Here is a 22939-nt window from a genome sequence, read left to right on the forward strand (position 1 = left end):
AACTCCAGGCGGAAAGTTCAGGGCGGGACACATCAGGCCGGCGTGCCGGCGGCCGAACCATAGGGATCGAACTCCGCGACCGGCCGGCCACAGAGCGCATCGACGATGCGCGCGCTGGCCTTGCCGTCTCCGTACGGATTGATGCGGCGCGAAAACGAGGCATGCAGCGCGGGGTCGTCGAGCAGCCGGTTGACCTCGGCGACGATGCGCCGCGTATCCGTGCCTACCAGCGCCACCGTGCCGGCTTGCACGGCTTCCGGGCGCTCTGTCACCTCGCGCATCACCAGCACGGGCTTGCCCAGATATGGCGCCTCTTCCTGCACCCCGCCGGAATCGGTCAGGATGAGATGGGAACGCCGCATGAACCAGACGAAATCGAGGTAATCCAGCGGATCGATCAGGTGGACCCGTTCCAGCCCCGCCAGGTCGGTCATCACCACATTGCGCACCTGCGGGTTCAGGTGTACCGGATAGACGATCTGCAGGTCTTCGCGGCGGGCCAGCTCGGCCAGCGCGGCGCAGATGTTCTTGAAGCCGTCTCCGAAGCTCTCGCGCCGGTGGCCGGTCACCAGCATCAGCCGGCGTTGCGGATCGAGCCAGCCGTAGCGGGCGGCGACCCCGCGCGCCAGCGGCCCGTCGGAGTCCAGCTTGGCGCAGGTCATGGCCAGGGCGTCAATGACCGTGTTGCCGGTCACGGTGATGCGGCCGGCAAGGTTCTCGCGCCGCAGGTTGGCGCGCGACTCGGCGGTGGGCGCGAACAGCCAGTCGCCGATAGCGTCGACTACGCGGCGGTTCATTTCCTCGGGGAAGGGCATGGCCAGGTTGCCGGTGCGCAAGCCCGCTTCGACATGGCCGATGTTGATACGTCGATGGAACGCCGCCAGCGCACAGGCCGAGGCGGTACTGGTGTCGCCATGCACCAGCACGCAATCGGGCTGCTCCGTTTCCAAGACCTCATCCACCCGGCTGATCAGGCGCGCGTACAAGCCGTTCAGGGTCTGGTTGGGCACCATGATGTCCAGATCGTGCTGCGCACGCAGATCGAACAATGCCAGCACCTGGTCCAGCATCTGGCGATGCTGTCCGGTTACGCAGACCACACTGTCCAACCGGGGCTCGTCCCGCAGGGCGGCGACCAGGGGCGCCATCTTGATCGCTTCAGGACGCGTTCCGAATATGGAAAGTATCTTCATCGCAGTCGGGCGGCCCGGGCCGGTGGCATTTTCTTGTGTTTATTATGTATCGATAATCTTCGCAGTATGTGACGGAATATTTCCTGATTGCCGTAGGAAATTGATACTTGCGGCAGGGCTGACCTGACAGCAATGAAAGCGATGCGCCCCAGAGCGATATAAACGGGGCCGCATCAAGTGTCGTTTTGCTTTCAATGGTGTTTCGGGCAATGTCTGGTTTTGTTTTTTATTGTTACTAACATGGCTTCGATGGCCTTGGCGCAATGCAAAGGGCTGGCGCCAGCCGAGAGCAGGCCCTTTCAATGCCGTTGGGTGCTTGCCGCATGTCCCCAATCGAAGACAAAAAAAATGGCCGACCTCTAAAGGTCGGCCATTCGGCGCTATGACGGAAATTTGGTGGAGCCGGGGGGAATTGAACCCCCGTCCGCAAGCCCTCCGCAACCAGTTCTACATGCGTAGTCGATTTATTTGGTTTTAACCCTGGACTTAGCCAACCGACAGGCCGGACCAGAGCGATTCACGTAATTTAAATTTGAACCGTGTGACCCCAGTTCAAACCGATTCCTTGTGAATGTCGCTGCTGCGGTTCGAGGGTTGCCCCCCTGGGAAGTTGCCTTCCCCCGCCTGACCCAAGGACAGATCAGTGCAGCGGCTCACCGCTTAAGCGGCGAGAGCGAAACGCTCGTCGTTGGCGTTTGTAGTGTTCCAGTGGTTTAACGAGCGTACTGGTGCTCGGCATGCCCTGGGTTGTTTCGCGACCCACGTCGAATCCGGATCGGCCCCAAGAAGCTCTATTGTACTGGGAAATACGATAGTCCGCTGTATTTCCGCGTGCCGCCGGGGTCCGTCACGTGACGTTGGCGCAGGCAGCCTTGCCCGCCGCACGTGGGCGCGATGCCGCCATCAGCGCGAACGCCAGGCCGACCGACAGCGCCACGATGCCCGCCGCCGCCCAGCCCAGCGCCGCCAGCCCATAGTGGTCGATCACGTGGCCACCAACCACCGCGCCCAGGCCAATGCCGATATTGGCGCCGGAAATATTGAGCGAGGCCGCAAAAGCGGGCGCCTCGGGCGCCGACTTCATCAGCCGCACATGGCAGACGATGAACAGCGCCGCCTGCGCAATGCCCCAGGCCGTAAGGACGACCGCCAGCAAGCCATACGACTGCATCACCGGAGTCACGAACGCCAGGCCGGCGGCCATCAGCGCCGAGAACAGGGCGGTCGCCCCCAGCGGGTTGCGGTCGACCAGGCGGCCGCCCAGCGTGTTGCCGATCAGGCCCACCGCGCCGAATGCCATCATGGTCCAGCCGACGATCTGGCCATTGAAGCCGGCCAGTCGCTCCAACATGTCCGCCAGATAGGTGTAAGCGGTGAACATGCCCGTGAATACCAATACCGACAACAGCACGTGGCCGACCACTATCGGATTGCGCAGGATGCGCAGTTGTGTCACCAGCTTGACGCTCTCGGCGCGGATATGGGTGCTGGGGAAGGCCAGCAGCAGCAACAGCGCCTTGGCGAACGCCACCGCCGAGAGCGCCGCGAAAGCCGCGCGCCAGCCGAAGGCGTCGGAGATCAGCACGCCGATGGGAATGCCGAACACTGTCGCCGCGACGATGCCGAACGCCACCATCGAGATGGCGCGCCCGGCCCGGGCCGGGCCCACCAGCTCCACTGCCGTGGCGCTGGCCAGAGACCAGAACACCGGCAGCGCCAGTGCGGGGACGAAACGAGCGAGCGCCATGACCCAGATATTCGGGGCCATCGCCGCCAGCGCGTTGGACAGGCCGAACACCACCAGCACGCTGATGAACAGGCGTTTGCGCTCGATATTGGCCATCAGCGCGGTCAGCAGAGGGCCGGTGGCAGCCACGGTGAAGGCGAACAGCGATACCAGCAGCCCGGCCTGGGATACCGTGACATCCAGGTCGCGGGCCAGGCTGGGTAGTAGTCCGACAATCAGGAATTCGGTGGTCAGGATGGTGAAACCGGCGGCCGAAAGTAACAGGATGGGCAAAAGCATGGGCGATTCCAGGTACGCGCGAAGCCGTGAGGCAACGCGCGGTGAGCGGATGAAAGGTCTGGGTTGCGTGCCGGAGAGACGTCGGCGCGCGGGGGGGCATGAGGGCGGCAAGCCGTCGATGCATGAAGGACCTGCCGTACGGTCGTAGCCGCACGGCATCCGGCCTTGGCCGGGAAAGGCAATCGGGAGGCACCCGTATTGCCTTGCATGAAACGTACTTTAATTCACCGGCGCCCAGGGATAAACCCTTTTTCGCCGGATAAATTATTCGGGCAGGTCAACTAATCCGGTCGAACCCCTGCCATCCCGCGCCGCCGGCAAGGGTGGCGCAGCCGGGGCGCAGGAGATCGGTGCGGATGATGGCGAATCAACGCAGATCGCGCGGCAGCAGCGGCGCGATCGCCGGCCACAATTCGGCCGGCGTGTTGGCGCAGGTCTCGGCTTCCCAGTTGCTGATGTTGTCTTCTTCGCCGACATAGCCATAGGCGGCGGCAACGGCGGGCATGCCGGCCGCGTGCGCCGCCTGGATGTCGCGCAGGTCGTCACCGACATAGACGCAGCGGTCGGTAGCGAAGCCGGCTTCGCGCGCGGCATGTTGCAGCGGCAGTGGATGCGGCTTGGCGTGGGCGGTGGTGTCGCCGCATACCAGCACGGCGCTGTCACGCGTCAGATTCAAGTGTGCGACGATCGGCAGCGTCAGGTAGGTGACCTTGTTGGTCACGATACCCCAGGACAGGCCGCGTTGGCGGATGTCGGCCAGCAGCGCCTCGATGCCGGGAAACAACTTGCTGTGTACGGTCGAGCTGGCGGCGTAATCTTCCAGGAACTGCAGGCGCGTCGGCTCGTAGTCGTCGTCGTCCGGCTTCAGCCCGAGCGCCACGCGCAGCAGGCCGCGAGCGCCCTGCGAGGCGACCGGGCGCAGCGTTTCGTAGGGCAGGGGGGGCAGCCCCCGGCGGGTGCGCTGCTGGTTGGCGGCGGCCGCCAGGTCCGGGGCGGTGTCGGCCAGCGTGCCGTCGAAATCGAACAGAATCAGGGCGCTCATTTGCGGGTAGCCATCAGATAGTTGACCGAGGTGTCGGAAGACAGGGAATAGATCTGGGTGATCGGGTTGTATTCCATGCCACGCATGCCGACCGGTTCCAGGCCGGCGCCGCGGGCGGCTGCGGCCAGCTCGCTTGGCTTGATAAACATGTCGTAGGTATGGGTGCCGCGTGGCAGCAGGCGCAGCAGGTACTCGGCCCCGACGATGGCGAACAGAAATGACTTGGGATTGCGATTCAGGGTCGAGAAGAACACCCAGCCGCCCGGCTTGGTCAACGCCGCGCAGGCACGCACGATGGAACCAGGATCGGGCACATGTTCCAGCATTTCCATGCAGGTGACCACGTCGTACTGGCCGGGCTGTTCGGCCGCCAGTTGTTCGACCGGCACCTTGCGGTAATCGACCTTCACGCCCGACTCCAGGCCATGCAGGCGCGCCACCTTCAACGACTTGTCGGCCAGATCGATGCCGGTGACGTCCGCGCCGGTGCGTGCCATGGCCTCCGACAGGATGCCGCCGCCGCAGCCGACATCCAGCACTTTCTTGCCCGCCAGGTTGCCCGCGCTTTCCTGGATCCATTCCAGGCGCAGGGGGTTGATGGCGTGCAGGGGCTTGAACTCGCTTTCGGGGTCCCACCAGCGGCTCGCCAGCGCGCCGAACTTGTCCAGTTCGGCCTGGTCGGCATTGACGGTGGCGTGGGCGGTATCGGAAGTGTGGGTGCTCATGGGCGGTCCAGCATAGGGCGGCACTCTATATATAGAGAGGGACTGCGGCGCGCGCGGGCGCCGGGGTGATTGCACCGCATTGGTGCAAGCCAGGCGAAAAAAAGGGCCTCGCAATGCGAGGCCCCTTATTGTAGCTAGTCCGGCAATTACTTGCGGCTACCCACGATTTCGATTTCAACGCGACGGTTCTGGGCGCGGCCTTCCTTCGTCTTGTTGGAAGCGATCGGGTTCAGTTCACCCTTGCCTTCCGTGTAGATACGGTTCGGATCGATGCCCTTGCTGACCAGGTAGGCCTTGACCGAAGCGGCGCGGCGCTCGGACAGCTTCTGGTTGTAGGCTTCCGTACCGATCGAGTCGGTGTGACCCACGGCGATGATGGTTTCCAGCTCGATACCGCGAGCTTGCTGGGCGACTTGGTCCAGCAGTTGGCGGCCTTCGGGCTTCAGGGTCGACTTGTCGAAGTCGAAGAACGTGTCAGCGTTGAACACGACCTTGGCCGCCATCGGGGCCGGCTTCGCCTTCTGTTGTTGTGCAACCGGAACGCCGTCGCAGCCGGGGATGCCGGTGGCCGGGGTCCAGAACGCATCGCGCCAGCACAGTTCGTTCGTGCCGTTCTTCCAAACGTCACCGAACGGATTGCGCCAGTTGTCCACCGTTTGGGGATAGGTCTGGGCCGAGGCTACACCCGAGGCCGTGACGGCGGCGAAGGCGAGCGCCAGAGCGAATTTGGAGGGTTTGTTCATGTTTCTCCTCGTTGAGCTTGAAGCTGGATAAGTGACTCGCAGCGAACCCCCGCCGCATATCAGGAAAACGGGGCCAGTATAGCAACGCCAAGAGCTGGTTCAAAGGAATAGCTACTGGGTTTCCTGCGTGCTGGAAACAATCTTAAGGCATTTGGGGGCCTTTGGCTTCCCTGGACAGCCGCATTGGTGCTGGATATGACGTTTTCCACGCTCCATCGGTTTGCCATGTTGGTTTTTGACAACAGGGTTCCGGATGCGGGCGAACGCGCCGGCGGCGCTTGCCGGCCACATCCGCCGCGGAGCCCGCGCCGGGGGCCGCGCGGGGCCCGTGGGGCCGCGATCCCAATCGAATGATAGAATTTCCTGTTTACCCGGCCCGGGTTCCTCCTTACACGATTCTGTCGTTATATATATGGATTCCTTTGCCAAGGAGACGCTTCCGGTATCGCTGGAAGAAGAGATGCGCCGCAGTTACCTCGATTACGCGATGAGCGTGATCGTCGGGCGGGCGCTACCGGATGTGCGGGACGGGCTCAAGCCCGTCCACCGGCGCGTGCTCTACGCGATGCACGAACTCAACAACGACTGGAACCGCGCCTACAAGAAGTCCGCGCGTATCGTCGGGGACGTCATCGGTAAGTACCATCCCCACGGCGACCAGTCCGTCTACGACACCATCGTCCGCATGGCGCAGGATTTCTCCATGCGCTACATGCTGGTCGACGGCCAGGGCAACTTCGGTTCCATCGACGGCGACAACGCCGCGGCGATGCGCTACACCGAAATCCGCCTGGCCAAGATCGCCCACGAGCTGCTGGCGGACATCGACCAGGAAACGGTCGACTTCGGCCCCAACTACGACGGCAGCGAGCAAGAGCCGCTGCTGTTGCCCTCGCGCCTGCCGAACCTGCTGGTCAACGGCAGCTCGGGCATCGCCGTGGGCATGGCCACCAACATTCCGCCGCACAACCTCCAGGAAGTGGTCGACGGCTGCCTGTATTGCCTGCGCAATCCCGCTTGCACGGTCGATGAACTCATGGAGATCATCCCGGCGCCGGATTTCCCGACGGGCGGCGTCATCTACGGCATGTCTGGCGTGCGCGAAGGCTATCGCACCGGCCGCGGCCGCGTCATCATGCGCGCCAAGACCCACTTCGAAGACATGGAAAAGGGCAACCGCCAGGCCATCGTGGTCGACGCGATCCCCTACCAGGTCAACAAGAAGACGCTGCAGGAACGCATCGCCGAGCTGGTCAACGACAAGAAGATCGAAGGCATCTCCGACATCCGCGACGAGTCCGACAAGGACGGCATGCGCCTGGTGATCGAGCTCAAGCGCGGCGAAGTGCCCGAGGTGGTGCTGAACAACCTCTACAAGAACACCCAGTTGCAGGACACCTTCGGGATGAACCTGGTGGCGTTGGTCGATGGCCAGCCCCGCCTGCTGAACCTGAAGCAGATGATCGACTACTTCCTGCAGCATCGCCGCGAAGTGGTGACGCGCCGCACGGTGTTCCAGTTGCGCAAGGCGCGCGAACGCGGCCACGTGCTGGAAGGCCTGGCTGTCGCGCTGGCCAACATCGACGACTTCATCGCCATCATCAAGGCCGCGCCGACGCCTCCCGTCGCGCGCCAGGAATTGATGGCCAAGTCGTGGGATTCCTCGCTGGTGCGCGAAATGCTGTCGCGCGCCGACGGCGATACGCCGGGCGGTCGCGCGGCCTTCCGTCCCGATGGCCTGGGCGCCGAGTTCGGCCTGCAGGGCGACGGGCTGTATCGCCTGAGCGACACCCAGGCGCAGGAAATCCTGAACATGCGCCTGCAGCGCCTGACCGGCCTGGAGCAGGACAAGATCGTCGGCGAATACAAGGACATCATGTCCACCATCGCCGACCTGCTGGACATCCTGGCCCGGCCCGAGCGCATCACGACCATCATCGGCGAGGAACTGCAGGCCATCAAGGCCGAGTTCTCGACCGGCGCCAAGGATTCGCGCCGCTCGGAAATCGAGCTGAACGCGACCGAACTGGATACCGAAGACCTGATCACGCCCACCGACATGGTCGTGACGCTGTCGCATGGCGGCTACATCAAGAGCCAGCCGCTGTCCGAGTACCGCTCGCAGAAGCGCGGCGGTCGCGGCAAGCAGGCCACCGCGATGAAGGAAAACGACTGGATCGACCAGTTGTTCATCGCCAATACCCATGACTTCCTGCTGTGCTTCTCGAACCGCGGCCGGGTCTACTGGCTCAAGGTCTGGGAAGTGCCGCAAGGCACGCGCAACTCGCGCGGCAAGCCCATCGTCAACATGTTCCCGCTGGCCGAAGGCGAGAAGATCACGGTGGTGCTGCCGGTCAAGGTATTCAGCGAAGACCACTACGTCTTCATGGCGACCTCGCGCGGCACGGTCAAGAAGACCCCGCTGTCCGACTTCTCCAATCCACGCAAGGCCGGCATCATCGCGGTCGACCTGGACGACGGCGACTACCTGATCGGCGCCGACCTCACCGACGGCAAGCACGATGTCATGCTGTTCTCGGACGCCGGCAAGGCCGTGCGCTTCGACGAGAACGACGTGCGTCCGATGGGCCGCAATGCCCGCGGCGTGCGCGGCATGATGCTCGAGGACACCCAGACCGTGATCGCGCTGCTGGTGGCTGGGGACGAAACGCAGAGCGTGCTGACCGCCACCGAAAACGGCTATGGCAAGCGCACCCCGATCACCGAGTACACGCGCCATGGCCGCGGCACCAAGGGCATGATCGCCATCCAGACCAGCTCGCGCAACGGCAAGGTGGTCGGCGCCGTGCTGGTGATGCCTTCGGATGAAATCATGCTGATCACCACCGGCGGCGTGCTGGTGCGTACCCGCGTCGCGGAAATCCGTGAAATGGGCCGCGCCACGCAGGGCGTCACCCTCATCAACGTCGACGACGGCAGTTCGCTGTCCGGCGTGCGCCGCGTCGTCGAAAGCGACGCCGACGATGACAGCGAAGACCTGGACGATGGCCAGGAAGAGGGCGACGGCGACGCCGCTGCAACGGATTCGACGGAACCTACGGAGCAATAATGGCCCGCCCCTGGAACTTCTCGGCAGGCCCCTCGGCCCTGCCCGAGGTGGTACTGCAGCAAGCCGCTGCGGAAATGCTGGACTGGCACGGCAGTGGCATGTCCGTGATGGAAATGAGCCATCGCGGCAAGCACTTCGTGCAGATCTGCGACGAAGCCGAAAGCGACCTGCGCGATTTGCTCGGCCTGTCTCCGGACTACGCGGTGATGTTCATGCAGGGCGGCGGTTCCGGGGAGAACGCCATCGTTCCCATGAATCTCATGGGGCGGCGCGGCACGCCGGCGGCCGACTTCGTCGTGACCGGTCACTGGTCGTCGCGTTCCCACAAGGAAGCCTGCCGCTATGGCGACGCGCAGGTCGCGGCCAGCAGCGGCCAGGCGACGCAGCTGGACGGCCGTGAACAGGCGCCGTTCACGTGGGTGCCGCCGGTCGACACCTGGAAGGTGCGCAAGGAATCGGCCTACCTGCACCTGTGCAGCAACGAAACCATCGGCGGCGTCGAGTTCATGGACTGGCCCGACACGGCCGCGCTCGGCGCGCCCGACGTGCCGCTGGTGGTCGACGCCTCCTCGCACTTCCTGTCGCGTCCGATGGACGTGAGCCGCTGCGGCATGATGTACGCGGGCGCCCAGAAGAACGCCGGCCCGGCCGGCGTGACCATGGCCATCACCCGCCGCGACCTGATCGGCCACGCGCTGCCGATCTGCCCGTCGGCGTTCGATTACGCCAACGTGGCCGCCGAGCATTCGCGCTATAACACCCCGCCGACCTTCGCGATCTACATCGCCGGCCTGGTGTTCAAGTGGGTCAAGGCCAATGGCGGCGTGGCCGGCATGGAGGCGGCCAACAAGGCCAAGGCCGAACTGCTCTACGGCTACCTGGACAGCACCAGCTTCTACCGCAATCCGATCCACGCGCCCGTGCGTTCGCGCATGAACGTGCCGTTCGTGCTGCGCGACGAGTCGCTCAACGATGCCTTCCTGCAAGGCGCCGAGGCGGCCGGTCTGACCCAGCTCAAGGGCCACAAGAGCGTGGGCGGCATGCGCGCCTCGATCTACAACGCCGTGCCGCTGGCCGCCGTGGCCGCGCTGGTCGAGTACCTGAAGGAATTCGAGCGCCGCTATGGATGATGACCTGCAGCGCAAGCTGCGCCCCCTGCGCGACCGCATCGACGCGCTCGATGCCCAGATCCTGGACCTCCTGTCGCAGCGCGCCCGCGCCGCGCAGGAAGTCGGCGAGGCCAAGCACGCCGCCCACGCCGACGGCCCGGTGCTGCGTCCCGAACGTGAAGCCGAAGTGATCCGGCGCCTGCAGCAACTCAATCCCGGCCCGTTTCCGGCGGCCGGCGTGGCCTCGGTCTGGACCGAGATCATCTCGGCCTGCCGCGGCCTGGAGCGCGGCATGACCGTCGCCTACCTGGGGCCGCAGGGCTCGTTTTCCGAGCAGGCCGCGCTGGAGCATTTCGGCCACGCGGTGCAGAAGCTGCCGTGCGTGTCGTTCGACGAAGTCTTCCGCGCCGTCGAGGCGGGGCAGGCCGATGTCGGCATGGTGCCGGTCGAGAACTCCACCGAAGGCGCGGTCAACCGCAGCCTGGATCTGCTGCTGAACACGCCCCTGCGCATCCTGGGCGAGCGTTCGCTGGTGATCCGCCATTGCCTGATGTCGCAGTCCGGCACCATGGAAGGTGTCAAATCGATTTCCGCGCATCCTCAGGCGCTGGCCCAGTGCCAGGGGTGGCTGACGCGCAACTATCCCGACCTGGAGCGCGTGGCCGCGGCCAGCAATTCCGAGGCCGCGCGCCTGGCCGCGTCCGATCCGACCATCGCCGCCATCGCTGGTGAAGTGGCGGCGCCGGCCTGGAACCTGCAGGTCGTCAGCGCCGGCATCCAGGACGATCCGCACAACCGCACGCGTTTCCTGGCGATCGGCAACATCGAGCCGCTGGTCAGCGGCAAGGACAAGACCAGCCTGATCCTGGCCGTCCCCAATCGCGCCGGCGCCGTCTACGAGATGCTGGCGCCGCTGGCGGCCAATGGCGTATCGATGACGCGCTTCGAATCCCGCCCGGCTCGCACCGGCGAGTGGGAATACTATTTCTACGTCGATGTCCTGGGGCATCGCAACGATCCGAACGTCGCGCTCGCCCTGAACACCCTGCGGGCGCAGGTCGCCTACCTGAAAGTGCTGGGTTCCTACCCGGCGCCGTGAGCCTTCCATGACCAACACTTCCAAGCCTCTCGCCGCTCCCGCGCACGTCAGCGCCATCGCCCCGTACCAGGCCGGCAAGCCGATCGAAGAGCTGGCCCGTGAATTCGGGTTGGACCCGGCCAGCATCGTCAAGCTGGCGTCCAACGAAAACCCGCTTGGCATGCCCGCGTCGGCGCGCGCGGCCATGCTGGCCGCGGCCGAGTCGCTGGCACGTTATCCCGATCCCAACGGCTTCGATCTGAAGGCCGCGCTGGCCGCGCGCTACGAAGTGCCGATGAACTGGATCACGCTGGGCAACGGCTCCAACGACATCCTGGAAATCGCCGCGCTGGCGCTGCTGGAGCCGGGTACGTCGGCGGTCTACGCGCAGCATTCGTTCGCGGTCTACCGCCTGGCCACGCAGGCCCGCGGCGCGCGCCACATCGTGGTGCCGGCCAAGGACTACGGCCATGATCTGGACGCCATGTTCGACGCCATCGCCGACGACACGCGCCTCTTGTTCATCGCCAATCCCAACAACCCCACCGGCACCTTCGTGCCGGGCGACCAGGTGGCCGCGTTCCTGGAGCGCGTGCATGCCGCCCACGGCGATCGTGTCACGGTGGTGTTGGACGAGGCCTACAACGAATACCTGGAACCGCAATTCCGGTTCGACAGTACCGCGCTGGTGCGCCGCTATCCCAACCTGATCGTCTCGCGCACCTTCTCCAAGGCCTACGGCCTGGCGGGCCTGCGCGTGGGCTTCGCGGTGGCGCAGCCGGCCCTGACCGACCTGCTCAACCGCGTGCGCCAGCCGTTCAACGTCAACACGCTGGCGCAGGCCGCCGCCGTGGCCGCGCTGGGCGATGCCGCCTACCTCGAACAGGCGTACACGTCCAACAAGGCCGGCAAGGCGCAGCTGTGCGAAGCCTTCGATCGCCTCAAGCTGCGCTACGTGCCCAGCTACGGCAACTTCGTGCTGGTGCACGTGGGCGATGCGCCGCGCATCAACCTGGCGCTGCTCAAGCGCGGCGTGATCGTGCGCCCCGTGGCCGGCGACGGCCTGCCCGAGTGGCTGCGCGTGTCGATCGGCCTGCCGCAGGAAAACGCCCGCTTCATCGACGCGCTGACCGCCATCCTGTCCGAATGAACGGCGCTTACTCCAAGCCGAATCAGGGGGCCGCTGGCCCCCTGATTCCTGTGTTGGCCGTTGTCGGCGTGGGCCTGATCGGCGGTTCCTTCGCCGCGGCCTTGCGCCGGGCGGGGCAGGTGGGACGGGTGCTGGGTGTTGGCCGCAATGCCGCGTCGCTGGCGCGCGCGGTCGAGCTGGGTCTGATCGACGAAGCCGTCAGCGCCGAGGAGGCCGCCGCCCGCGCCGACCTGGTGTTCCTGGCCACGCCCGTGGGCGGCCTGAAGGACATGCTGGCGCGCATGCTGCCGCATCTGCGTGATGCGACGCTGCTGACCGACGGCGGCAGCACCAAGGCCGAGGTGGTCGATGCTGCCCGCCTGGCGCTGGGTGCGCGCATCGGTCAGTTCGTGCCGGGCCATCCGATTGCCGGCGCCGAACGCACCGGCCCCGAGGCCGCCGACGCGGATCTGTATCGAGACCGCTGCGTCATCCTGACGCCGCTGGCCGAGAACGCCGCCGCCGCTGTCGCCCAGGTGCGCGATGCCTGGCTGGCCTGTGGCGCCCGGGTGATCGACATGGACGCCGGCGCGCACGACCGCGTGCTGGCCTCGGTCAGCCATCTGCCGCACCTGTTGTCGTCGGTGTACATGGAGCAGGTGGCCACGGCCGCCGACGCCGCGACTCGGCTGGCGCTGGCGGGCAGCGGCTTTCGCGATTTCACCCGCATCGCGGCGGGTTCGCCCGAGATGTGGCGCGATATCTTTCTTTCCAACCGCGACGCCATGTTGGCCGAACTGGCGGCTGTGCGGACCGTGCTGGACCGCGCCGAGCGTGCCATCGACGACGGTGACGGCGCGGCCTTGCTGGCGCTGTTGGACACCGCGGCGCAGGCGCGCCGCAACTGGCGCAAGGAGTAATCGACATGGGCGCTTTGCCTTTCCTGGATCTGCCGCGCGTACGGCGCGCGCAGGGCGTCATGGCCCTGCCCGGTTCCAAGAGCATTTCCAACCGTGTGCTGTTGCTGGCTGCCCTTGCCGAGGGCGAGACCGCCATCTCCGGCCTGCTCGATTCCGACGACACCCGCGTCATGCTGGCCGCCTTGCGCCAACTGGGCGTGGCGCTGTCCGAGCTGGCCGAGGGCCGCGTCACCGTGCGCGGCGTGAGCCGCTTTCCGGTCGACAGCGCCGACCTGTTCATGGGCAACGCCGGCACCGCCATCCGGCCGCTGACGGCGGCCTTGGCGCTGATGGGCGGCGACTACCGCCTGTCCGGCGTGCCGCGCATGCACGAGCGTCCCATCGGCGACCTGGTCGATGCGCTCAAGGCGCTCGGCGCCCGCATCGACTACCGGGGGCAGCCTGGCTACCCGCCGCTGCATATCGGCCGCGGCGAGATCGCGACGCCGGCCGTGACGCAGGTGCAAGGTTCGGTCTCCAGCCAGTTCCTGACCGCCTTGCTGATGGCCGCGCCGCTGCAGGCCGGCCAGAGCGGTCAGCCGGTCGTGATCGAGGTGCTGGGCGAACTGATCTCCAAGCCCTACATTGAAATCACGCTGAATCTCATGGCGCGTTTCGGCGTGACCGTGCAGCGCGACGGTTGGAGCCGCTTCACCATCGCCGGCGGCGCCCGCTACCGCAGCCCGGGCCGGATCGCGGTCGAGGGCGATGCCTCCACCGCGTCGTATTTCCTGGCGCTGGGCGCCATCGGTGGCGGTCCGCTGCGGGTCACCGGCGTGGGCGCCGACAGCATCCAGGGCGACGTCAAATTCGCCGACACCCTGGCCGCCATGGGCGCGACCGTGACCTACGGCGACGGCTGGATCGAGGTGAGCGGCGTGCGTGTGGCCGAGGGCGGCCGCCTGAAGGCCTTCGACACCGATTTCAACCTGATCCCCGACGCCGCCATGACGGCTGCCGCGCTGGCGCTGTACGCCGATGGCCCGTGCCGCCTGCGCAACATCGGCAGCTGGCGTGTCAAGGAAACTGACCGCATCCACGCCATGCAGACCGAACTGGAGAAGCTGGGCGCGCGGGTGGAATCGGGGCCGGATTGGCTGAGCGTGACGCCGCCCGCCGAGGGGGGCTGGCGCGATGCGCACGTCGGCACCTGGGACGACCACCGCATGGCAATGTGCTTTTCGCTGGCCGCGTTCGGCCCGGCTGCGGTGCGCATTCTGGATCCGGGCTGCGTCAGCAAGACGTTCCCGGGTTACTTTGATGTCTACGCCGGCCTGGTGTCGGCGTAGCGACCACGGGCTCCGGCCCATTTTCCCTACATGACTTCGACTGATCCGACCGTGACTTCCGCTGCTCCCGTCATCACCATCGACGGCCCGACCGCCTCGGGCAAGGGCACCGTCGCCCATCGCGTCGCCAAGGCGCTGGGCTGGGCGGTGCTGGACAGCGGCGCGCTCTACCGGCTGACCGCCCTGGCGGCGATCAACCGCGGCGTCGACGCGGTCGACGAGCCCGCCGTGGCCCGCGTGGCCGAGACGCTGGACGTGCGTTTCGACGGCCCCCATGTCTATCTGGAAGGCGCTGATGTCGGCCACGAGATCCGGCGCGAGGAAGTCGGAAATTTCGCTTCCCGCGTGGCCGCTTTTCCCGGTGTGCGGCAGGCGCTGCTCGAGCGCCAGCGCGCTTTCCGCCTGCCTCCCGGGCTGGTGGCGGACGGCCGCGACATGGGTACGGTAGTGTTCCCGGATGCGTCCCTGAAGGTGTTCCTGGTGGCCGATGTCGTCGCGCGCGCCGAGAGGCGGCGTAAGCAGTTGATCGAAAAGGGAATTTCTGCTAATCTAGACGACCTTTTGCGGGACATGCGCGAGCGGGATGCCCGCGATACGCAGCGCGCCACGGCGCCCCTGGCCCCCGCAACGGATGCACACGTGCTGGATTCGTCGAACCTGACGATTGCGGAAACCGTGCAGGCAATACTGGATCTCTGGCAGGCCCGCCCGACGCATTGAGCGTATCAAGCGTGGTGTATCGAGTGTGTCGTATCGAGTGCGGCGTATCAAGCACATGAATCGATGCGCATGAATCGATGCTCATGAAACGCATGAGGCTTACGGCGCGGGCACCCGCCAGTCTTTTTTATCGGCCCTGTCCTGGCCAGGCGACACCCCCACGGGACACCCCGCAAGGGCAAACCGGCAGGCAGGTATTTTGACTCCACTGTGGCGGGCAATCCGCTGCGGTGTGTTTTTAACGGCCATTTCGGCCCAATGGATTTCAACCCCATGTCTTCCGTTTCCACTACCGCCACCGGCGGCGAAAGCTTCGCCGACCTTTTCGCCCAGAGCCTCAAGAGCCAGGACATGAAGTCCGGCGAGGTCATCAGCGCCGAAGTCGTGCGCGTCGACCACAACTTCGTCGTCGTCAACGCCGGCCTGAAGTCCGAAGCGCTGATCCCCCTGGAAGAGTTCCTGAATGACCAGGGCGAGCTCGAAGTGCAACCCGGCGATTTCGTCTCGGTGGCCATCGATTCCCTGGAAAACGGCTACGGCGACACCATCCTGTCGCGTGACCGCGCCAAGCGCCTGTCGGCCTGGCTGCAACTGGAAAAGGCCCTGGAAAACGGCGAGCTGGTCACCGGCACCATCACCGGCAAGGTGAAGGGCGGCCTGACCGTCATGACCAACGGCATCCGCGCCTTCCTGCCGGGTTCGCTGGTGGACCTGCGTCCGGTCAAGGACACCACCCCGTACGAAGGCAAGACCCTCGAATTCAAGGTCATCAAGCTCGACCGCAAGCGCAACAACGTCGTGCTGTCGCGTCGCCAGGTGCTGGAAGCCAGCATGGGCGAAGAGCGCCAGAAGCTGCTCGAAACCCTGCACGAAGGTGCGGTGGTCAAGGGCGTGGTCAAGAACATCACCGACTACGGCGCGTTCGTGGACCTGGGCGGCATCGACGGCCTGCTGCACATCACCGACATGGCCTGGCGCCGTGTGCGTCACCCGTCCGAAGTCCTGCAAGTGGGTCAGGAAGTCGAAGCCAAGGTCCTCAAGTTCGACCAGGAAAAGAGCCGCGTCTCGCTGGGCGTCAAGCAGTTGGGCGAAGATCCGTGGGTGGGCCTGGCTCGCCGCTACCCGCAAGGCACCCGCCTGTTCGGCAAGGTCACCAACCTGACCGACTACGGCGCGTTCGTTGAAGTCGAAGCCGGCATCGAAGGCCTGGTGCACGTCTCCGAAATGGACTGGACCAACAAGAACGTCGATCCGCGCAAGGTCGTGACCCTGGGCGAAGAAGTCGAAGTCATGGTCCTGGAAATCGACGAAGACCGTCGTCGCATCTCGCTGGGCATGAAGCAGTGCCGCCAGAACCCGTGGGAAGAGTTCGCCACCAACTTCAAGCGTGGTGACAAGGTCCGCGGCGCCATCAAGTCGATCACCGACTTCGGCGTGTTCGTCGGCCTGCCCGGCGGCATCGATGGCCTGGTTCACCTGTCCGACCTGTCGTGGACGGAAACCGGCGAAGAAGCCGTGCGCAACTTCAAGAAGGGCGACGAGATCGAAGCCGTGGTTCTGGGCATCGATACCGACAAGGAACGCATCTCGCTGGGCATCAAGCAGCTGGAAGGCGATCCCTTCAACAACTTCGTTGCCACGTTCGACAAGGGCGCCGTGGTTCCGGGCACCATCAAGTCGGTCGAAGCCAAGGGCGCCGTCGTGACGCTGTCCGTGGACGTCGAAGGCTACCTGCGCGCTTCCGAGATCTCCTCGGGCCGCGTCGAAGATGCCACCACCGTGCTGACCGCCGGCGAGAACATCGAAGCCATGATCGTCAACATCGACCGCAAGACGCGTTCGATCCAGCTGTCGATCAAGGCCCGCGACAATGCCGAAACCGCCGAAACGATCCAGCGCATGTCCGACGCCAGCGCTTCGTCCGGCACCACCAACCTCGGCGCGCTGCTGAAGGCCAAGCTGGACCAACAGCGCAACGACGGTTAATTCGTGACCAAGTCGGAGCTGATCGCCGCCTTGGCGGCCCGCTATCCTCAGCTGGCCGCCCGCGACACCGATTACGCGGTCAAGACCGTGCTCGATGCGATGACCCAGGCCCTGGCCTCGGGCCAGCGCATCGAAATCCGCGGTTTTGGCAGCTTCTCGCTGTCGCAGCGGTCTCCCCGCATCGGTCGCAATCCGAAATCCGGCGAACAGGTGCTGGTGCCTGGCAAACAGGTGCCGCACTTCAAGGCGGGCAAGGAATTGCGCGAGCGGGTCGACTTGGTCGGCGGCAACGACGAGGACGCTCAATCCTCTGGATCGAGCGAACCGATGCCGTCCATGGCAGGCTTGCACGCCATGCATTGATGGCACGGCCAGCAAGCCGCCTTCGGGCGGATCGGACCGCGAGCAACGCCCCTTGAGCAATCAAGGGGCTTTGTTTTTGGGCGTCCACGCCAATAGACGTGGGGGGCCATCGAAGGCGGGTCTTAGAAGGTCGATACACGACGTGGGGAGGTCGCTTACAATTGTCCCTCTCGAATTCTTAGGAGCATGCGTCATGCGCTACCTTGTCTGGGCCCTGCGATTGCTCGTGTTCGTGGCGGTGTTGATGTTCGCGTTGAAGAACACCGATCCCGTCGCCGTGAAGTTCTATGCCGATTACGTGGTGCAGGACGTGCCGCTGATCGTCGTCATGCTGGTGGTGTTCGTGGCTGGCGCCCTGTTCGGCCTGCTGCTGACCGTGCCCGCCGCCATGCGCCGCCGCCGCGAGGCCATCCGGCTGCGCCGCGAACTCGACCGCGTGCAGGCCGCCGTTGCCGGCACCACGCCCGCCGTGCCGCCGGAAGCCGTCGCGCCGATGTCGCCGCTGTGACGGCGTTGCGCCGTCCCGCCGCCGTTTTTTCCGTATTGAATCTACGCAAGAGTCCGCACAGTGGATTTTGAACCTTGGTGGTTGATTTTCGTGCCGGTGTTGTTCGCGCTCGGCTGGCTGGCCGCGCGTTTCGACATCCGGCAGATGCTGCGGGAAACCCGCAGCCTGCCCGATTCCTATTTCCGGGGCCTGAACTTCCTGCTCAACGAGCAGCCCGACCGCGCCATCGACGCCTTCGTGGAAGTGGCCAAGCTCGACCCCGAGACCACCGAACTGCACTTCGCGCTCGGCAGCCTGTTCCGCCGCCGTGGCGAAATGGAACGCGCCATCCGGGTGCACCAGAGCCTGCTGAACCGTTCCGACCTGCCCGTCGCCGAGCGCGAGCACGCGCAGCATGAACTGGCGCAGGACTTCCTCAAGGCAGGCATGCTCGATCGCGCCGAAAGCGGCTTCGAGCAGCTCAAGGACACCCGCTACGCCTTGCCGGCGCTGCGCTCGCTGATCCGCATCTACGAATCCGAGCACGACTGGCCGCGTGCCATCGAGGCCGTCAAGACCCTGCATGGCCTGGTCGACGAGCCGGTGCCGCAGATCGTGCACTACTACTGCGAACAGGCCGCGACGGCGCTATCGGCCAAGCCGCCCAACGCCGATGCGGCCCATGCCGCCCTGGATGCCGCCGATCATGCCCTGGCCACCACCGATGCCGGCATGGCGGGCAAGGGGGCCATGGTGCGCGCCGCAATGCTGCGCGCGCGCCTGGCGCTGCTGGAGCAAGACCCCAAACGCGAGCGCTTGTACCTGGAGTCGGTCATGACCGACGCCCCCGAGTATGCCGGCCTGGTGGCCGAGCAACTGCTGGCCAATTACCGCGCCGCCGGCCAGGCCGAGGCCGGGCTGGAACTGTTGCAGCGCCAGTACACGCGCCACGCCTCGCTCGACTTGTTCAACGTGGTGTTCCGCGAACTGCGCGTGCAGCAGGGGGCGGCGCCGGCCTGGGCGTTCGCCCGGGGCGCCTTGCGCAATCATCCATCGTTGCTGGGCCTGGATCGCCTGCTGGAGGCCGAGCTGGCCAACGCCGAAGGCGCCACCGAACATGGCCCGGTGCCCGGCGCCGACCTCACGCTGCTGCGCAGCCTGATTCACAAGCATACGCAACGACTGGACCGCTACGCGTGCCGGAGTTGCGGTTTTCAAGCGCGCCGCTTCTATTGGCAGTGCCCGGGCTGCAATGCCTGGGAGACCTATGCGCCGCGCCGTCTGGAAGAACTTGAATGAGCCAATTTCCCGTCGAACCCATCTCGCATAGCCGCGTGCTCGTGGTGGGCGATGTCATGCTGGACCGCTATTGGTTCGGCGAGGTGGAGCGTATCTCTCCTGAAGCGCCGGTGCCGGTGGTGCGTGTCGCGCGGCGCGAGGATCGCCTGGGAGGCGCCGCCAACGTGGCTCGCAACGTCGCCGCGCTGGGCGGGCATGTCACCCTGGTGGGTGTGCTGGGCGAGGATGAGGCCGGTGACAGTGTGCGCCGCCTGTCCGCCGAGGCCGGCATCCATGCAGACCTGATCACCGACCGCAGCCTGCACACCACGCTCAAGATGCGCGTGCTGGGCCGCCAGCAGCAACTGCTGCGCGTCGACTTCGAGCAGCATCCGGCGCAGGAGGCGCTCGACAGCATCGATGCCGCCCTGGCGCGCCACCTGGCCAACCATGACATCGTGGTGCTGTCGGATTATGCCAAGGGCGTGCTGACCCGGGTCGAAGGGCTGATCGCGCAGGCCCGCCGCGCCGGCATCCCGGTGCTGGTCGATCCCAAGGGCGACGACTACACCCGTTACCGCGGCGCCACGCTGGTCACCCCCAATCGTTCCGAAATGCAGCAGGCGGTGGGCCGGTGGAATTCCGAATCCGAATTGACCGATCGCGCGCAGCGCCTGCGCGCCGACCTGGATCTGGAAGCCTTGCTGGTGACGCGTTCCGAGCAGGGCATGACCTTGTTTACCGACACGGGCCGCGAACACATCGATGCGCAGGCGCACGAAGTGTTCGACGTGTCCGGTGCCGGCGACACCGTATTGGCGACGCTGGCCGTCTCGCGCGCCATCGACCTGCCCTGGAAGGATGCCATGGGTTGGGCCAACCGCGCCGGCGGCATCGCCGTGGGCAAGCTGGGCACCTCCGTAGTGACCGCCGCCGAACTCGCAGGAGAACTCTCATGATCATCGTTACCGGAGCCGCGGGCTTCATTGGCAGCAACCTGGTGCGGGGCCTCAACCGCCGTGGCATCGAGGACATCATCGCGGTCGATGACCTGACCGAAGGAGACAAGTTCGTCAACCTGGTCGATTGCAGGATCGCCGACTACATGGATAAGGACGACTTCCGCCGCCGTGTCGCCGATGGCAGCCTGCCGGAAATCCGCGCCGTGCTGCACCAGGGCGCCTGCTCGGACACCACCGAGCGCAATGGCCGCTACATGCTTGACAACAACTACCGCGTCACGCTGGAACTGTTCGAGTTCTGCCAGGCGCGCCGTATCCCGTTCCTGTATGCCTCGTCGGCCGCGGTCTATGGCGGTTCGTCGGTGTACGTGGAAGACCCGGCCAACGAAGGCCCGCTGAACGTCTACGGCTATTCCAAGCTGCTGTTCGACCAGGTGCTGCGCCAGCGCATGGACAGCCTCACCGCGCAGGTGGTGGGCCTGCGCTACTTCAATGTCTATGGTCCGCACGAGCAGCACAAGGGCCGCATGGCCTCGGTGGCCTTCCACAACATGAACCAGTTCCTGGAACACGGCCATGTGCGCCTGTTCGCAGGCTGGGATGGCTATGTGGACGGCGGCCAGAGCCGCGACTTCATCTCGGTCGAAGACGTGGTGGCCGTCAACCTGCACTTTCTCGACCATCCGGAACAGTCGGGCATCTTCAATTGCGGCACCGGCCGCGCGCAGCCGTTCAACGACGTGGCGGCGGCGGTGGTCAACACGCTGCGCGCCGAGCGCGGCGAAGCCCCATTGACGCTGGCGCAACTGGCCGAGCTGGACCTGATCCGCTACATCCCGTTCCCGGATGACCTGAAGGGTCGCTACCAGAGCTACACACAGGCCGACGTCAGCCGCCTGCGCGCGACGGGTTTTTCCGCGCCCATGCGCGACGTGCAGACCGGCGTGTCCGAATACGTGCGCTACTGGCGCGCCCGCAAGTAGGCGGCAGGCTGCCCGCCCTTTGCGGGCAGCCGTCCGGGTCGTGCATGAGATGCCGCCGTGCCAGGCGGCATTTTTTCGTGTTCGTGATTGCCGGGGTGGATGAAACCATTCACAGCAGGTCCGCCGGCGGGGCCGGGCGGGCCATGATCAGGAGGTGGCGCGACAGCCGTTGCGCCGCTTTTCTTCCGGAGATCCAATCATGAATCCCTTCCTGCATTCCACTGTCGCCCGCCGCCTGCCGGCACTGCCTTGGCGCCGTTCACGCGCCGCGGTCGCCGGGCGCGGCCCAGCCGGGTTGCGGCAGGCGCTGGGCCTGGCCTTGCTGGTGGCCGGCGTCGCGCATGCGCCGGCGCAAGCCATCGACCTGAACGCTGCCACCGCGCAGCAACTCGAAGGCATCCGCGGCATCGGGCCGCGCACGGCTCAGACCATCGTCAGCGAACGAGAGCGCGCCGGCCGGTTCGAGTCGCTGGAGGATCTGGCCGAGCGGGTGCGCGGCATCAGTCCGAAGAAGGCCGAAGCCCTTGGGGCCGCGGGCCTGACGGTGGGCGCGGGCGCCGCAGCGTCGGCGAAGCCGGCTACGGCCCGGTCCACTGCACCCGCCAAAGGCGTGGAGGCTGCGGGTATCGCGGCGGGCAAGGGCGCCGCGGGGCAGGCGGGCAAGGCGGCGGTCCGGTCCAGGCCTTGATTTCCCTCCCGCGCGCCGGGCGTTGCGCTGGGGGGAGGCAGGCGTCCCGGCGGCCGGGGGCGTCTGCTGAGCCCCTGGCGCGAGCGCGGCTTTTGGCGGCGCCCGGCGCCGGGCGGGGTTATGATCGGCGGCATGACTACTACCTATCCCACTATCGAGCAGACCGTCGGCAATACGCCGCTGGTGCGCCTGCAGCGCATTCCCGGAGCCGCTGGCGCGGCGCGGGGCAATGTCATCCTGGCCAAGCTGGAAGGCAACAATCCCGCCGGCTCGGTCAAGGACCGACCGGCGCTTTCCATGATCAGGCATGCCGAGGAGCGCGGCGACATCAAGCCGGGCGATACGCTGATCGAGGCGACCAGTGGCAACACCGGCATTGCGCTGGCCATGGCGGCGGCCATGCGCGGCTACCGCATGATCCTGATCATGCCGGACAACCTCTCCGTGGAGCGGCGCGCGGCCATGACAGCCTATGGAGCCGAATTGATCCTGACGCCGGCTGACAAGGGGGGCATGGAATATGCCCGCGACCTGGCGACCGAAATGCAGGCGGATGGTCGGGGCGTGGTGCTGGACCAGTTCGCCAATCCGGACAATCCGCGCGCCCATGTCGAGGGTACCGGCCCGGAAATCTGGAACCAGACCGAAGGGCGCGTCACGCACTTCGTCAGCGCCATGGGCACCACCGGTACCATCATGGGCGTGTCGACCTACCTGAAGTCGCGCAATCCCGCGGTGCAGGTGGTGGGGGCGCAGCCCGCCGAGGGCTCGTCGATCCCCGGCATCCGCAAGTGGCCCGAAGCCTATCTGCCCAAGATCTTCGACCGCAGTCGCGTGGATGCCTACGAATCGATCGAGCAGGCCGATGCAGAAGCCATGGCGCGCCGCCTGGCCGCGGAGGAAGGCATTTTCGGCGGCATCTCGTCCGCCGGCGCCCTGGTCGCGGCGCTGCGTGTGGCCGAGCGCGTCAACGACGCAACCATCGTCTTCATCGTCTGCGATCGTGGCGACCGTTACCTGTCCACGGGCGTCTTCAACAACTGACGCTTCGCGCGGACCAGGGTTCATGAAAAACGCCCCCCGCCCGGGATATCATCCGGGGCGGGGGG

The 22939-nt window shown here is 66.0% G+C and carries 20 protein-coding genes and 1 other RNA gene; 15 read left to right on the forward strand and 6 right to left on the reverse strand.

What is annotated here, in order from left to right:
• Nucleotides 1–32: 32 nt before the first annotated feature.
• The 6 genes from wecB to ompA form a co-directional block, all read right to left on the reverse strand.
• Entirely contained in the window at nt 33–1193 is a 1161-nt protein-coding gene (gene wecB / locus AC6LKG_RS17540) for a non-hydrolyzing UDP-N-acetylglucosamine 2-epimerase (RefSeq protein ID WP_498166288.1), read from the reverse strand.
• Between the two features lie 394 nt (nt 1194–1587).
• Nucleotides 1588–1976, reverse strand: a transfer-messenger RNA (tmRNA) gene (gene ssrA, locus AC6LKG_RS17545).
• A gap of 64 nt (nt 1977–2040) precedes the next feature.
• Nucleotides 2041–3219 (reverse strand): MFS transporter, encoded by a 1179-nt coding sequence (locus AC6LKG_RS17550; protein WP_498166290.1) that lies wholly within the window; start codon nt 3217–3219, stop codon nt 2041–2043.
• 367 nt (nt 3220–3586) lie between these two features.
• Nucleotides 3587–4261 carry an HAD-IA family hydrolase gene (locus tag AC6LKG_RS17555; protein WP_498166292.1) on the reverse strand — a complete coding sequence of 225 codons (675 nt, stop codon included), beginning with the start codon at nt 4259–4261 and terminating at the stop codon, nt 3587–3589.
• A complete protein-coding gene (ubiG, locus tag AC6LKG_RS17560) occupies nt 4258–4986 on the reverse strand; it encodes a bifunctional 2-polyprenyl-6-hydroxyphenol methylase/3-demethylubiquinol 3-O-methyltransferase UbiG (protein WP_498166294.1) in 729 nt (242 codons plus the stop codon). The genes AC6LKG_RS17555 and ubiG overlap by 4 nt, the downstream gene beginning before the upstream one ends.
• A gap of 146 nt (nt 4987–5132) precedes the next feature.
• Nucleotides 5133–5729, reverse strand: coding sequence for an outer membrane protein OmpA (gene ompA / locus AC6LKG_RS17565; RefSeq protein WP_498166296.1), 597 nt, complete (start codon nt 5727–5729; stop codon nt 5133–5135).
• Nucleotides 5730–6141: 412 nt separating this feature from the next.
• Here ompA and gyrA point away from each other — a divergent pair, with 412 nt between their 5' ends.
• The 15 genes from gyrA to cysM all read left to right on the forward strand — a co-directional run bounded on the left by gyrA (nt 6142) and on the right by cysM (nt 22874).
• Nucleotides 6142–8799 (forward strand): DNA gyrase subunit A, encoded by a 2658-nt coding sequence (gene gyrA, locus AC6LKG_RS17570; RefSeq protein WP_498166297.1) that lies wholly within the window; start codon nt 6142–6144, stop codon nt 8797–8799.
• Nucleotides 8799–9929, forward strand: a complete 1131-nt coding sequence (gene serC / locus AC6LKG_RS17575) for a 3-phosphoserine/phosphohydroxythreonine transaminase (RefSeq protein WP_498166298.1) — start codon at nt 8799–8801, stop codon at nt 9927–9929. Before gyrA ends, serC begins: the two co-directional genes overlap by 1 nt.
• A complete protein-coding gene (pheA, locus tag AC6LKG_RS17580; RefSeq protein WP_498166300.1) occupies nt 9922–11007 on the forward strand; it encodes a prephenate dehydratase in 1086 nt (361 codons plus the stop codon). The genes serC and pheA overlap by 8 nt, the downstream gene beginning before the upstream one ends.
• A 7-nt stretch (nt 11008–11014) precedes the next feature.
• Complete coding sequence (hisC, locus tag AC6LKG_RS17585) at nt 11015–12136, forward strand: histidinol-phosphate transaminase (protein ID WP_498166301.1); 1122 nt, start codon at nt 11015–11017, stop codon at nt 12134–12136.
• Nucleotides 12133–13035, forward strand: a complete 903-nt coding sequence (locus tag AC6LKG_RS17590) for a prephenate dehydrogenase (protein WP_498166303.1) — start codon at nt 12133–12135, stop codon at nt 13033–13035. Before hisC ends, AC6LKG_RS17590 begins: the two co-directional genes overlap by 4 nt.
• Before the next feature lie 5 nt (nt 13036–13040).
• On the forward strand, nt 13041–14363 hold the full coding sequence (gene aroA, locus AC6LKG_RS17595) for a 3-phosphoshikimate 1-carboxyvinyltransferase (protein ID WP_498166304.1): 1323 nt from the start codon (nt 13041–13043) through the stop codon (nt 14361–14363).
• A gap of 30 nt (nt 14364–14393) precedes the next feature.
• Nucleotides 14394–15083 carry a (d)CMP kinase gene (gene cmk, locus AC6LKG_RS17600; RefSeq protein WP_498166306.1) on the forward strand — a complete coding sequence of 230 codons (690 nt, stop codon included), beginning with the start codon at nt 14394–14396 and terminating at the stop codon, nt 15081–15083.
• A gap of 273 nt (nt 15084–15356) precedes the next feature.
• Nucleotides 15357–17069, forward strand: coding sequence for a 30S ribosomal protein S1 (gene rpsA, locus AC6LKG_RS17605; RefSeq protein WP_026382780.1), 1713 nt, complete (start codon nt 15357–15359; stop codon nt 17067–17069).
• A 3-nt stretch (nt 17070–17072) separates the two neighbouring features.
• Nucleotides 17073–17432 (forward strand): integration host factor subunit beta, encoded by a 360-nt coding sequence (locus AC6LKG_RS17610; protein WP_006388263.1) that lies wholly within the window; start codon nt 17073–17075, stop codon nt 17430–17432.
• Between the two features lie 193 nt (nt 17433–17625).
• Entirely contained in the window at nt 17626–17940 is a 315-nt protein-coding gene (locus tag AC6LKG_RS17615) for a LapA family protein (RefSeq protein ID WP_498166307.1), read from the forward strand.
• Nucleotides 17941–18000: 60 nt separating this feature from the next.
• A complete protein-coding gene (gene lapB / locus AC6LKG_RS17620; RefSeq protein WP_498166309.1) occupies nt 18001–19218 on the forward strand; it encodes a lipopolysaccharide assembly protein LapB in 1218 nt (405 codons plus the stop codon).
• Nucleotides 19215–20156, forward strand: coding sequence for a D-glycero-beta-D-manno-heptose-7-phosphate kinase (gene rfaE1 / locus AC6LKG_RS17625; RefSeq protein ID WP_498166310.1), 942 nt, complete (start codon nt 19215–19217; stop codon nt 20154–20156). Before lapB ends, rfaE1 begins: the two co-directional genes overlap by 4 nt.
• Nucleotides 20153–21142 (forward strand): ADP-glyceromanno-heptose 6-epimerase, encoded by a 990-nt coding sequence (gene rfaD / locus AC6LKG_RS17630; protein WP_498166312.1) that lies wholly within the window; start codon nt 20153–20155, stop codon nt 21140–21142. Before rfaE1 ends, rfaD begins: the two co-directional genes overlap by 4 nt.
• Before the next feature lie 199 nt (nt 21143–21341).
• The gene (locus tag AC6LKG_RS17635) at nt 21342–21830 is read left to right on the forward strand and encodes a ComEA family DNA-binding protein (RefSeq protein ID WP_498166314.1); all 489 of its coding nucleotides are present in this window, start codon (nt 21342–21344) and stop codon (nt 21828–21830) included.
• 132 nt (nt 21831–21962) lie between these two features.
• Nucleotides 21963–22874, forward strand: coding sequence for a cysteine synthase CysM (cysM, locus tag AC6LKG_RS17640; protein WP_498166315.1), 912 nt, complete (start codon nt 21963–21965; stop codon nt 22872–22874).
• Nucleotides 22875–22939 lie beyond the last annotated feature (65 nt).

The sequence above is a fragment of the Achromobacter sp. 46006 genome, from assembly GCF_059761975.1.

What these genes read in the sequence shown, in the direction of transcription:
- wecB (WP_498166288.1), bottom strand. Translation starts at nt 1,193, where the DNA reads ATGAAGATACTTTCCATATTCGGAACGCGTCCTGAAGCGATCAAGATG.
- AC6LKG_RS17550 (WP_498166290.1), bottom strand. Translation starts at nt 3,219, where the DNA reads ATGCTTTTGCCCATCCTGTTACTTTCGGCCGCCGGTTTCACCATCCTG.
- AC6LKG_RS17555 (WP_498166292.1), bottom strand. Translation starts at nt 4,261, where the DNA reads ATGAGCGCCCTGATTCTGTTCGATTTCGACGGCACGCTGGCCGACACC.
- ubiG (WP_498166294.1), bottom strand. Translation starts at nt 4,986, where the DNA reads ATGAGCACCCACACTTCCGATACCGCCCACGCCACCGTCAATGCCGAC.
- ompA (WP_498166296.1), bottom strand. Translation starts at nt 5,729, where the DNA reads ATGAACAAACCCTCCAAATTCGCTCTGGCGCTCGCCTTCGCCGCCGTC.
- gyrA (WP_498166297.1), top strand. Translation starts at nt 6,142, where the DNA reads ATGGATTCCTTTGCCAAGGAGACGCTTCCGGTATCGCTGGAAGAAGAG.
- serC (WP_498166298.1), top strand. Translation starts at nt 8,799, where the DNA reads ATGGCCCGCCCCTGGAACTTCTCGGCAGGCCCCTCGGCCCTGCCCGAG.
- pheA (WP_498166300.1), top strand. Translation starts at nt 9,922, where the DNA reads ATGGATGATGACCTGCAGCGCAAGCTGCGCCCCCTGCGCGACCGCATC.
- hisC (WP_498166301.1), top strand. Translation starts at nt 11,015, where the DNA reads ATGACCAACACTTCCAAGCCTCTCGCCGCTCCCGCGCACGTCAGCGCC.
- AC6LKG_RS17590 (WP_498166303.1), top strand. Translation starts at nt 12,133, where the DNA reads ATGAACGGCGCTTACTCCAAGCCGAATCAGGGGGCCGCTGGCCCCCTG.
- aroA (WP_498166304.1), top strand. Translation starts at nt 13,041, where the DNA reads ATGGGCGCTTTGCCTTTCCTGGATCTGCCGCGCGTACGGCGCGCGCAG.
- cmk (WP_498166306.1), top strand. Translation starts at nt 14,394, where the DNA reads ATGACTTCGACTGATCCGACCGTGACTTCCGCTGCTCCCGTCATCACC.
- rpsA (WP_026382780.1), top strand. Translation starts at nt 15,357, where the DNA reads ATGTCTTCCGTTTCCACTACCGCCACCGGCGGCGAAAGCTTCGCCGAC.
- AC6LKG_RS17615 (WP_498166307.1), top strand. Translation starts at nt 17,626, where the DNA reads ATGCGCTACCTTGTCTGGGCCCTGCGATTGCTCGTGTTCGTGGCGGTG.
- rfaE1 (WP_498166310.1), top strand. Translation starts at nt 19,215, where the DNA reads ATGAGCCAATTTCCCGTCGAACCCATCTCGCATAGCCGCGTGCTCGTG.
- rfaD (WP_498166312.1), top strand. Translation starts at nt 20,153, where the DNA reads ATGATCATCGTTACCGGAGCCGCGGGCTTCATTGGCAGCAACCTGGTG.
- AC6LKG_RS17635 (WP_498166314.1), top strand. Translation starts at nt 21,342, where the DNA reads ATGAATCCCTTCCTGCATTCCACTGTCGCCCGCCGCCTGCCGGCACTG.
- cysM (WP_498166315.1), top strand. Translation starts at nt 21,963, where the DNA reads ATGACTACTACCTATCCCACTATCGAGCAGACCGTCGGCAATACGCCG.